5 protein-coding genes and 4 tRNA genes are annotated in these 12,122 nt (G+C 47.7%); all 9 read right to left on the reverse strand.

Annotation, left to right across the window (positions count from 1 at the left end; genetic code table 11):
- Positions 1-81 precede the first annotated feature (81 nt).
- Positions 82-1,998: an exodeoxyribonuclease V subunit alpha gene (gene recD, locus CWB98_RS16435; RefSeq protein ID WP_138545846.1), complete on the reverse strand. Its 1,917-nt coding sequence runs from the start codon at positions 1,996-1,998 to the stop codon at positions 82-84.
- The gene (gene recB / locus CWB98_RS16440) at positions 1,998-5,534 is read right to left on the reverse strand and encodes an exodeoxyribonuclease V subunit beta (RefSeq protein ID WP_138545847.1); all 3,537 of its coding nucleotides are present in this window, start codon (positions 5,532-5,534) and stop codon (positions 1,998-2,000) included. The genes recD and recB overlap by 1 nt, the downstream gene beginning before the upstream one ends.
- Complete coding sequence (gene recC, locus CWB98_RS16445; protein WP_138545848.1) at positions 5,521-8,820, reverse strand: exodeoxyribonuclease V subunit gamma; 3,300 nt, start codon at positions 8,818-8,820, stop codon at positions 5,521-5,523. Before recC ends, recB begins: the two co-directional genes overlap by 14 nt.
- A 156-nt stretch (positions 8,821-8,976) precedes the next feature.
- The gene (locus CWB98_RS16450; RefSeq protein ID WP_138545849.1) at positions 8,977-10,005 is read right to left on the reverse strand and encodes a GGDEF domain-containing protein; all 1,029 of its coding nucleotides are present in this window, start codon (positions 10,003-10,005) and stop codon (positions 8,977-8,979) included.
- Between the two features lie 157 nt (positions 10,006-10,162).
- Positions 10,163-10,253 (reverse strand) — tRNA-Ser (locus CWB98_RS16455).
- Positions 10,254-10,362: 109 nt separating this feature from the next.
- Positions 10,363-11,406 carry a quinolinate synthase NadA gene (gene nadA / locus CWB98_RS16460; protein WP_138545850.1) on the reverse strand — a complete coding sequence of 348 codons (1,044 nt, stop codon included), beginning with the start codon at positions 11,404-11,406 and terminating at the stop codon, positions 10,363-10,365.
- Positions 11,407-11,536: 130 nt separating this feature from the next.
- Positions 11,537-11,612, reverse strand: a tRNA-Lys gene (locus tag CWB98_RS16465).
- 158 nt (positions 11,613-11,770) lie between these two features.
- Positions 11,771-11,846, reverse strand: a tRNA-Lys gene (locus CWB98_RS16470).
- Between the two features lie 157 nt (positions 11,847-12,003).
- Positions 12,004-12,079 (reverse strand) — tRNA-Lys (locus tag CWB98_RS16475).
- Positions 12,080-12,122 lie beyond the last annotated feature (43 nt).

Genomic DNA, 12,122 nt, shown 5'->3' on the forward strand with positions numbered 1-12,122 from the left:
ACGGTGATGAATACGGTTTGTCATCTCCGTTATTTACTACTGTAGACCAATCAGATGAACAAACAAGATAAAAACATAAATTTAACCCAAACGTAACCTTTCCCCCATTCCAGACTGCCGCCCTGCCTGTGTCTGCATCGATAATTGCAACACCTGCGGCTGGCAATTCAATTCAAGGTGCCGTTTTGCACGCGTGATACCCGTGTACACCAACTGACGATTCACCCCCTTGCCGGCTCTCTGGATTGGCGGCAGGATCAACGCAGTATAATCAAACTCAGATCCTTGCGATTTGTGAATTGTCATGGCATAAACCAGCTCAAAGCTGGGGAGCCTCGCTGGATAATAGTACCTAACCGTGTTTTGTTCATCGATAAAGGTTGCGTAAAGCTGACCATTGTCATCAGGTAATACAATACCAATATCACCATTAAAGAGTTTTAACTGGTAATCATTTTGCGTAATCATAATTGGCATACCAGCATAAAATCGGCTGTACGGTACAATCAGCCTGCGCTGTGCGAGTTTCTGTTCAATCCGCTTATTGAGCTCTGAAACACCATAAGGACCTTCTCTGACCGCAGCCAGAAGCTGATACTGGGCAAACAGAGTATGTACATCTGCAACATCACGATTGTCTTCAATGGCCCTCAGATACGCACTGTAATGATCTGCTGCACGCTCAAGCAAGGCATTATATTGCTCCACGCCGAGACCATAAAAGCTCAGGTCGCTAAACCCGTGATTTATAATCTGCTGCAAACGCTCTGGCTGATTATGATTAACAGCACTTGCCAGTTGTCCAATCCCACTGTCACTTTTAAAGCGATGACTTTGCTGCAAAAATGCAGTGGCATCAGCCAGCGCATAACGAGTGGCAGTGCCTTTTAGTACTGCACGACCTGCAAAGCACACTTGATTTAAAAACGCAGCCCGGTTGGCCGAATATATAGGTTGAGATCCTAATACCAGATGTCCACACAAGTCGCTCAAGATGCTACCTGTATCAACCGAAGCAAGCTGGTCCTTATCGCCCAGCAAAATCAGTCTGGCATGAGGTGGCAATGCCTTCACCAACTTGCTCATCAAGGCCAAATCAACCATGGACGCTTCATCTACTATCAGCAAGTCAAGGTGCAGTAAATTCTGTTCGTGATGCATAAATCGATTCGTATTGGGGATGACCCCAAGCAAACGATGAATAGTTTGAGCCTGCTCGGGGATCTTCGCAGCTAACTCAGGGGCCAGTGCAAGTCGTCCCTTAGCACCGATTATTGACTCGCTGAGCCTTGCAGCAGCTTTACCTGTTGGCGCCACCAACTTTATGCCCAGCGGTACATCCGCATACAGAGACTGTAAAATCGCAAGCAGCTTAGTCACTGTGGTGGTTTTTCCAGTACCCGGGCCACCTGTAATCACGCAAAAACCGCTGGATGCTGCCATAGCGCAGGCAACCTTTTGCCAGTCAACTCCCTGAGCATTATTGTCAGGAAAATAATCGTCCAACAAATCACTCAACTGAGATTGATTCAGGCGAATAGATTGCTGTGCCATCGATTGAAAACGAGAACTAAGATACGCTTCATATTCTGCCAGCCGTCCCAAATATAGTCGGCCTGCGAACAACCTCAACGGCCTGCCTTCTCCGACTGCAGGATGTTCGCTCAGTTCCGCCAATGCCGCTTCCGGATCATCAAACGGAGTATAGGGTAATGTGGTCACCAAACCCGACATGCCAGAAAACGCTCTTATATCGTCTGCACTCAACGAAAACGGGTTCTGCCAGTCTATGTCTGTGAGCAATAAACAGGTGTGCTGACTTTGCTCAGCCCGTTGCAGTAATAAAACAAGATAAAATACCGCGTCAAATGTTTCCCGACACAACAGCTTTGCCAATGCTATATCTGCTGCACGCACGCGCCGGGCGTGGATCAATAGTGCGACGTAAGCCTGGTGGTCCAGATTGTCGGCCGGGAATTCAAACATACTCTGTGTCATTATTCTTCTCCCGTCTCGAACAAGGCATCCAGCTGTAATAAAGTGTCTTCATCAAGTTGTGTAAAGAAACATCCGGCACCGTCCGGTAACGCACGCAGGAATAGATAATAGACACCACCCAGATGACGCTGTGGGCTGTAGTCGGCAAGGCGGTGCTTTAACAGCCGGTGCAAGGCAACGGAGTAAATCAGGTACTGAAGGTGATACTGATGGGAATTCATTGCCAGCGCAAGATTATCAGACTGATAATCGGCGGCGGTATCCCCCAGATAATTTGATTTATAATCGAGAATGAAATATCGCCCCTGCCAGGCAAAAATCAGGTCAATAAACCCTTTGAGCATGCCCTGTACTTCGTCGAAGCGCAAATGGCTGGGCGCACCTGTGATTTGTGTGACCAACCTGTTGAGTCTGGTATAAGACAAACGCTTAAGCGGTAACTGAAACTCCATTTCTACCAGACAATCCGAAATGGCTAGCTGGCTGAGTGTCAACTCAGGGGTCGGGTTTAATGGCGCGTTCAGACACCCCAGGATCCATTGCTCCACGGTTTCCTGCCACACTGTATCGAGATGATACTTCTCAAGACAGGCTAAGGTTGCTTCGGCTAAAGTGAGCTTGTCTGGCACGGTAGGAGCGCTTGGCGAGGTAAAGTCAATTTGCTCAAATATCTCGTGCAAACAACTACCTGCTCTTGCGCCTTTGACAAAAGTGTATGGTGTATGACGTTTGATCACACTCGGCTCAGGCAAGTCAATTTTATGGTTCTCATCTTGCGCCCCGACAGGTCGCTCAGCACTGGCCTCATGATAGCTAAGCTGGCTGAAACTCGTCATGCGCCAGTTATGCTCAATGGTAACCTCGACGGGCCGGGTGTGTGTATTCTGAGTTTGTTCAGTGTGGGTTGGCTGATAAAAACAAGGGACTGTTTCTAATGCCTGGTAAGCCATTTCTGCATTACCTGCACACAACTGCCTGAGTTGCTCGTGCCACTGTGTTGCATGCGTTACTTTTTCATTACCCAATAGCACATACCCCAAGGCACTTTGCTGGATCCCCGGCTTTTTACTGCGACCCAGAGGCAGGTTATACAAACCAAGACTGCAATAGTGAATTGCCCGGGTCAGAGCAACATACAGCAGACGGATATCCTCAGCCAGGCGTTCCTGTTCAGCGCTTTGTTGCGCATGTTCGTCAGCATCCAGATTGAGTACCAGCGCGCCGTTTTCATGATAAATCGCGTCATCTGCTCCCCTGTAAGCACTGGCAAAAGGCATGTAGACCAACGGATATTCAAGCCCTTTGGAGGCATGCATGGTGACGATCTTAACCAGATCGGCATCACTTTCCAGTCGTAGCTGAGTGCCTTCATAGTTGGGGTTGACACATTGAGACTGCAACCAGCGCATTACTCGCTGTGTGCCTTCCAGCTCAATCTGTTTATGCTGCAGCAACTCAGCCAGATGCCGATAGTCAGTGAGCCAGCGCTCAACCTCGAAACCCGCCTGCTGCCAAAGTAATACGAGTTGATTCTCAACCAGTAAAGACTCCAGCATGGCCATCGCTCCTTGCTGATACCATAACTGCTTGAGCTGGGCGAATTGCATAAGATAGCGCTGCCATTGCCCCTCCTGAGTGCGCAGTGCATAAATCTGCTGCTCATTCAGCGCAAACAACGGCCCTGCCAGAACCCCACGTAATGCAGCTTCATCATAACTGCCATGCACAACATGGAGTAACTGCCAGACTGCTTGGGCAACGGGCTGCGAGAAAACACTGTCCCGAGCCAGGTAGACGCTACTCACTCCAGCTGACTGCAAAGCCTGTTTGATTTCGCGCGCTTCGTTTCTGTCACGGACCAGTACACAAATATCCGCTGCCAGCACCGCGCGCTGACCGATGCAGGCTCGCCCCTGCTGAGCCAAAGTCAAAAGCTGTGCAATTTGCGCGGCAAAGCCCTGTGCCAGCATAGGGTAAGCTTTGGCTTTGGGAGTTACGGGCGCCTCATCATCTTCAAGCACATTGAACTGCAATGCAGGTGGTTCCACCCCATCCAAGGTGAAGGTATCATCAGCATCTTTGCCCGCAGCATCCACTTCAACAAAGGGAATATCTCGGTTAAAAATAAAGCTATCTGGCTGCGTTGTAAAAATGGTATTGACGGCTGACACCACGCGCCGAGAAGACCGGTAGTTTTTATCCAAAGTGAACTGTCGTGTCTGTTCAACCTGGTGCTTAGCTCCGATATAGGTGAAAATATCCGCACCACGAAACCCATAAATAGCCTGTTTAGGGTCGCCAATCATGGTCAGCCCCTGACCATTTTCGCTACCATAAATGCGTGAGAATATGCCAAACTGGATTGGATCTGTGTCCTGGAACTCATCAATCATGGCTACCGGATAAAGCTGCGCTATTTTGTCTGCCAACACCTTACCTTGCGTACCTAGCAACGCCTGATGTAGGTTGTGCAGTAAATCGTCCGGGGAGATGAGACTATGCTCCAATTTAGAGCGGCTCATCAGTGTGTGAACTTCTTTCAGCGCATGCTGTAACAAAGCAATGGGCAATCCCTTAGACACGCTCTGATGTAACTGTGCCATCTCATCGAACCATGCCACGGCCGGATGAACAACAGGCTGACCCGTTTTTGTATAATTTTTAGGGTCGCTCAGCTGGGCCTCACCCCATAATGCAAACGAGTGCTTACTGGTACCAAATTCAAAAAACCAGTCCTCACCCATACAGTAATCGATCAGCGCCTGAATATTCGCAGGCCGCCCTGGGGCTTTATTTTTAGCCAGTCCGGCAGCACGTAACACCTGGAAAAAATCAGAGTTCAGAAGCTTTTGTTTAAACTGTACAGCCTGGTTTTGATACTGTGTTCTCTGATCAAGAATGCTGGCCAGATCAAGCTCTGGCTTAAGCTGCGCATCTGCGCGTTTAAGTATTGGATAAAGACGTTTCGCTAAGGCCTGTGGGTGCGAAAAGTGCGACAACACCAGTTCAGTCTTATCCGAATCCAGAGGATAAACGAATCGCCTCCAGTGGTCCTCCACGGCCGCATTGAATAGCTCGCTGTCATCCAGAATGAACTCCAGATTAAAGCTCAGGTTAGATTCAAATGCGTGCTGCTTGAGCATACGCTGACAGAAGCCATGGATAGTAAAAATCGCCGCTTCATCCATCGACTTTGCCGCCGCATCAAGCAAATGATAAGCACTTTCCTGGTCTTCAACCTGCGCCAGCAGTTCGTTAATTAAGGTATCATTACACTCATCACCAAGCAGAGCATCCCTCGCCTGCACGATTCGCCTGCGTACCCGGTCTTTGATCTCCTGAGTAGCCGCTTCTGTAAAGGTCACCACCAGGATCTGTTCGACACTAAAGGGAGTCGACTGTGTTTTTGAGTCGACTAATCCCAACAGATAACGCAAATACAGGCCCGTAATGGTATAGGTTTTACCAGTTCCGGCACTGGCTTCAATCAGGTTGTGGCCTGATAAAGGCATGGTTTGTGGATCAAGCCGTTTCATAGCGGGACTCCTGGCCAAGGTTGATAAGCGGTGTCAACATGTCTCGACTCAATTGCGTAAATTCAGTTTCGCAGGCTTGCAATGATGGAAAGCTCAAAGCGACATAAGGGTCTTCACTGTCTCCAAACCCAACATATTGGCCTCCCTGAAATTTACTCAACGCTTTACTCATATCTTGTGTTTTACAATATTCGTAGCTGGTAGCCGGGAAAAAAGGCACCGCACGGGTGATCAATTTACCGTAAAACGCCAGCCACTTTGACAGCTGCATATACGCCTCATCACTGCTTATCGCGGGGAAAAGCACTTGCTCGTCGAGCCCATATATATGGGTTTCTACCTCCTGCATTACGCAGTTGGCCACTAAGTGCATCAGATAGCCGCGGATCCTGTCTTTACCTTTAATACTGGCTGTGCGATAAAACACTTGGCGTCCCAGATACACATTACTCAGCCACCCCTGCAAACGCGTCGAGTCTATTTGTAATGCAACTTCAACAGGCTCTGACGGTTCGGTAATCATGCCTTTGAGACGTGCTGATAAGCTAGCAATACGCCCTTTTAGCTTTTGCAACTCCACCACGCCAACATTGGCCTGAGGCAGCTGTGCACGCTGTAAGAGTTGCGTTTCAGGCAAAGGAGCCGCGTTCAGCTCACTATGCAAAATTTCGTCGAGATATTGATAGCGCGTCAACGGGTCTAACGCAAAGGGTTCACTGTCTGATAACTCTTCCTCCAGCGAAGTCAGGCGAACCCCCAGTGTAAATTGATAAAACCAGCGCTGTGGCGCAAGGCAGGCACGCAGGAATTCTGCCAGTTCCAACTCTTCGGGTGGGCTAACGTTAATAACCTTTTCAGTATTCGATTCCGTCACATCAGCCTGAGCTTCACGCTCATATGGGCACCAGTTAGGGTTAAAGCTGTGTAATGGGCCGCTCTGATAATGTTGTCTGCTAAATGGCTGCAAAGGGGCTTGCTGGTAAATTTGCTTACTGGGTTGCAGTGCATCATCCTCATAACAAAAAGCACGATCCAGGTACTCACATAACTCACTGACCAGAATTGATGGCATCTGTGGCTCGTTATTGTAACAAGAGCGCCCCAAATAGCTGATGTACAAATGCTGACGCGCGCTGAGCAGCGCTTCCAAAAACAGATAACGGTCATCAAGCTTACGTGAGCGATCCCCTTTTCTACGTCGCGAATATGGCACCAGGTCAAAGCCGATTGGCTGTACCTGTCGCGGGTAGTCAGTGTCATTCATCCCCAATAAACACACGACCTTAAAAGGCACTGCTCGCATCGGCATCAGGGTACAAAAATTCACCGCCCCTGCCAAAAAGCGCTGTCCCACACCTTTATTTTTGATCCCCTGGCGCACCTGATGCAACACAATTCTGGCATCGACTGGGCCCGAATAGTCTCCATTTTCATGATGTTTTTCCAGCTCATCGATCACCTTGTGTAATTGCAATAGATCCCAGCTTTGTTCCGCTTCCTGATCATAAAAATCAGCCAGTACTTTTCTCAATACCGCGCTTTTTTCGTCCAGCGGTGTCGCACGCATCAACTCATTACGGGTCTTTTCCAGCGTTTCAATAAAGGCAATGAGCTTGCTCAGCGTATTGACCGCCATGCCTTCTACGGCATCTACAGGGTAAATCTCATCATAGGCCGTTAGCTCATCGGCACAGGCAATTCCTAACAAGAGCCGCTGCAAACCATGCCGCCAGGTATTCAAGGAAATTTCTGGTAATCCATAATCGCGCTTATGCTGTCCATTTAATCCCCACTTAACCGCAACCTGCTCAAGCCAGGTTTGGATCTGAACAAACTCACTTTCCTCAACACCGAAACATCTGCTGATAGGCTCCACACCCAACAGGTCGAGCATATCTGACACACTAAAACGGTTAAATGGCAATCCAACTAATGTCACAAAGGAATTTAGTACGGGTTTTTCCTGCTCTATGCTCATATCAGCCAGTGCGAACGGAATACTTCTCGATCCCGAGGCACTACCAAACACCGCTTCGATATAGGGGCTGTAATTACCCACATCAGGCATCATTACAATGATATCCTTGGGCGTCAGTGTTGGGTCTTCGTGAAATAGGCTAAGCAGGTGATCATGCAGTAACTCAACCTCACGTAAAGGCGTGTGACAATCACTGAGCAGCACCGACCTGTCATTCTCATCGATAACCTGTCGTCCCTCTGAGCTGACATACCAGTGAGGGTCGGCAACTAAAGACTCACCTTTAAAGGCCAGCTGATAGATCTCCTGCTGCAACTGAGCCAGTAAACTACGACCAAAATTATCATCAAAGCCGTCCAGCCAACGCGCATCTGTTTGAAGCAACTGCTCAAGGTAATCTCGGCCTAACTTGCCCCAGGAAGATAGTAAAGGGTTACCAGTGTTGTAGTAACTATCCTCGCCTGCCTGTTTTTGTAACTGAGCGTCCAATGTAGGTTTAACCCGGTATTTTGCAAGGATCTTTGCCTGAGTTTTTTCATCGACCAAATCTCCCCAGTAATGCTCACTGGGGTTGAAAAAAAACAGCAGCACATCAATCTTCTGCGCCAAGGCATTAAATATTTCTAACTGGTTCGTTGCCATCGCCGAGAGACCAAAAATACTGATCCGCTCTGGCAACGTAGAGGGATCTGCATCGGCCAACTTTGTGAGCAGCAGTTGGTGCATATTCGCCCGGTTGTAAGGACTTTGTCCCAAGTTGTGTGTATGCGAAACCAGCGCCCGCCATAAATCAGGCTGCCAGGGCGCGATACTCACATCTACATCGTCGAGGGGATCTACCCCCTGCTCCCATTGTTCAAGCCAGTTGGGCCGGTACATAAGGTATTGATCATAGACATCCGCAATTTTTTCACACAAAGCAAAACGCTTAAGTTCAGCCTGGGGACTATCATTTTTGTCTTCCAGATATGCTCGCAGAGGCTCATATACAGGGAGTTCAAGCTTCTGAGGTAATAACGTAAAAAGCTTCCAGCTCATATTGTTTTTATTAAAAGGTGACTCTTTTGGCACATCGGGCAGAAATTGCTGATAGAGCCGCCACACAAAGCTCAGTGGCAGCGGGAACTCCACTTGGGCTGCATAACCAATATCGCGACTCAAGCCGTTTTTAAGCCACTGAGACATCCCGGGAGACTGAACCAGGACGACTTCGTTGGCAAAGGGATCTCTCAATGGAGCCTGCTTCAGCAAAGTGGTGAACTGAGATTGAAGCGCTTCCATTCGATTGGATTGAATTATGTGCAACATAATGATGTCTCGGGCTTTTTAAGCGGGTTTCGGGCTTAAGACAGTGTAAGAGATTTTATTGGTGAATAGCAACGAGCCGGACAAATCAGCAACCAGAGAAATAGATGGAGCAGAAGTACGGTAACTGGTCCAGTTACCGTAGATTGCTTCTTCTGCTCAGAACAAGTCGATCCCAGAGCCTTCGTCGTGACGCTCAAGCTTATTGGTATTGAGCAGAGTTTCGAAAAATGCAACCTGATCACGGCCGTTTTCCTTTGCGTAATATAACGCTCTGTCAGCATTTTCTAACACATTGATTGGAAAGTCATAGGGGCTGATCCGAGCAAGTCCGGCGCTTACAGTGAGCTTTTTAACAAACGGAAAGTGCGTTTCACGTATAAGTGCTAAGAACTTTTCCAGTTTTGCCTCAATAGACGCCTGATCTGTTGGCTCAAACACCAGTACAAACTCTTCACCACCAAATCGAAATAAAAGATCCGTGGAACGGAAAAACTGCTGCATTTTTTGCGCAACCAGCAACAAAACTTCGTCCCCACAAACATGACCATAGTTGTCGTTGACCTGTTTGAAATGATCTATGTCTATCATAGCGAGCCAGGATGTGGCCCCCTGATGGAAAGTACGAGGATCCTGATCATCGCGAATATGTCGATTTTGTTTGATAACTTGCTTTTCGAGTAGCTGCTTAAGCTTTTTCTCAAAGGTCTGACGATTCAATAAGCCCGTGAGTTTATCTCGCTCATTTTCGTGTAATATGGTCAGATAGTTTTCATAGATCCGTACAAAGGCATTGAGCAGTACCTGTTCATTACTATCGAGGCCGCCGGAGTGTACTTCAATCGCACCAACAGGTGTCTCATGGATATTGATAGGCAACCAGCGTTTTTCTATGCCGTCAGCACTTTGTACCGTAATAATACAGGAAGACTGCAAACAAGAAATCAATTCAGATTGAGGCTTTTCAATGACTTGCCTGTCAAGCCATTCAAATTCTCGCTCTCCGTGCATAGTCAGGCCAATACTACGTTCAACAGCGAGATCTTCTTGCGTGTTGAAATTTTTATAGACACACAAGTGCTTGCACCCTACCAGCTCCTGAATTGTAGACAGCAGGCTGTATTCGAGTGAATCAATGTCTCTTGTTTTAGTTATTTTAATTACTGAATTGAGTAGCTCTTCTTGCATTCGAAACTCACAGACTCGATTTATGCCGGATATAGTAACGGCTTTTTATCCAAGTGTGTACTATCAAGTTTAGCAACATAGCGCACTCGTGAAGTAGAATTAAGACATAGTAAAAAGCAAAAAGGCGCCCGATTGGACGCCTTTTCAAAATATGGAATGGCGGAGAGAGAGGGAGTCGAACCCTCGATACGCTATAAACGTATACACGAGTTCCAGTCGTGCGCCTTAAGCCACTCAGCCATCTCTCCGCGCTGTAGCACCGCTTGGGTGCGGCGCTAATACTATGAAAAGCTTACCGCTTTAGCAAGTATTTTTTGTAAAAACCCAGCCAAATGCTTAGTTACTAAGCAACTTAGCTTATTTTTGCAAGCTTGCTGAAAAGTCCAGCATGCGATTCAATGAACGCAATGCGCCTTCTCGTAGGTCCATATCTACGAAGACTTCTTTACCGCTTGGGTCTAGTAGCGCTTCTTCAATGGCTTTAAGGCCGTTCATTGCCATCCACGGACAGTGAGCACAACTCTTACAAGTTGCCCCTTCACCCGCCGTTGGCGCTTCAAAGAATTCTTTCTCAGGGCATAATTGCTGCATTTTGTAAAAAATGCCACGATCTGTCGCAACGATGAACTTCTGATTTGGCATTTCCTGCGCCGCTTTAATCAGCTGGCTTGTTGAGCCCACAGCATCTGCCAAGTCAACGATCTCGGCTGGTGACTCAGGGTGCACCAATACTGCCGCGTCGGGGTGCAGGACTTTCATGTCTTTCAGCGCTTTGGTTTTAAACTCGTCGTGGACGATACAGGCACCGTTCCACATGATCATATCCGCACCGGTTTTCTTTTGAATGTAAGAACCCAAGTGTTTGTCTGGTCCCCAGATGATCTTCTCACCTTCTGAGTCCAGATGCTCAACAATTTCAAGTGCGCAAGACGAAGTCACAATCCAGTCAGCACGTGCTTTTACTGCGGTTGAGGTATTCGCGTATACAACCACTTTTCTATCCGGATGTTGATCACAAAACGCAGAAAACGCGTCGATAGGACAACCCACATCCAGTGAACAGGTTGCTGCCAGAGTCGGCATAACAACGGTTTTTTCTGGTGTTAAGATCTTGGCGGTTTCGCCCATAAAGCGTACACCGGCAACGATGATCATATCGGCATCTTTTTGCTTAGCACCGAAACGCGCCATTTCCAGTGAATCTGCAACACAGCCACCGGTTTCCTCAGCCAGGGCTTGGATCTCTGGATCTGTGTAATAATGGGCAACCAGAACCGCGTTCTTTTCTTTTAACAACGCTTTAATTCTGGTTTTATATTCGGCTTGTTCCTGCTTAGTTAACGGCGCAGGCTTTGGAGGAAAAATATAATCCTCCGGCATAATTTGTTCTGCTAGACTCATTCTCTCGACCACTAGTCCACATGACGGAATATCCGCGAATTATACGAAAATCGGGGCAATAATCCTAGTTGAAGACGGTATTTTGAAGGAATATTTAAGAGATTATGAAAGGAAAGGGATTCAACAAGAATGGTGGGTCATGATGGACTCGAACCATCGACCAATGGATTAAAAGTCCACTGCTCTACCAACTGAGCTAATGACCCGCTCGATGTTAAAGTGCCATTAAGTCGTCCTGACGGTTGGTTCCGGCGTCGTCGTCCTGACTCGCGTTCGAAAACTGCGAAGCGGTGCTTCGTTTTTCTCACCCAACTGAGCTAATGACGCGCTCGAAAGTTACTTAAGTATTACACCAAATTTGAACTGGTGGGTCATGATGGACTCGAACCATCGACCAATGGATTAAAAGTCCACTGCTCTACCAACTGAGCTAATGACCCGCTCGGTGTTAAAGTGCCATTAAGTCGTCCTGACGCTTGGGACCGGCTCGTCGTCCTGACTCGCGTTCGAAAACTGCGAAGCGGTGCTTCGTTTTTCTCACCCAACTGAGCTAATGACCCGCTCGAAAGTTACTTAAGTATTACACCAAATTTGAAATGGTGGGTCATGATGGACTCGAACCATCGACCAATGGATTAAAAGTCCACTGCTCTACCAACTGAGCTAATGACCCGCTCGAAGTTACTTAAGTATTGCACCAAATTTGAATGGTGGGT

The sequence above is a fragment of the Pseudoalteromonas rubra genome, from assembly GCF_005887115.1.
GTDB lineage: Bacteria > Pseudomonadota > Gammaproteobacteria > Enterobacterales > Alteromonadaceae > Pseudoalteromonas > Pseudoalteromonas rubra_F.

What these genes read in the sequence shown, in the direction of transcription:
- recD (WP_138545846.1), bottom strand. Translation starts at nt 1,998, where the DNA reads ATGACACAGAGTATGTTTGAATTCCCGGCCGACAATCTGGACCACCAG.
- recC (WP_138545848.1), bottom strand. Translation starts at nt 8,820, where the DNA reads ATGTTGCACATAATTCAATCCAATCGAATGGAAGCGCTTCAATCTCAG.
- CWB98_RS16450 (WP_138545849.1), bottom strand. Translation starts at nt 10,005, where the DNA reads ATGCAAGAAGAGCTACTCAATTCAGTAATTAAAATAACTAAAACAAGA.
- nadA (WP_138545850.1), bottom strand. Translation starts at nt 11,406, where the DNA reads ATGAGTCTAGCAGAACAAATTATGCCGGAGGATTATATTTTTCCTCCA.
- recB (WP_138545847.1), bottom strand. Translation starts at nt 5,534, where the DNA reads ATGAAACGGCTTGATCCACAAACCATGCCTTTATCAGGCCACAACCTG.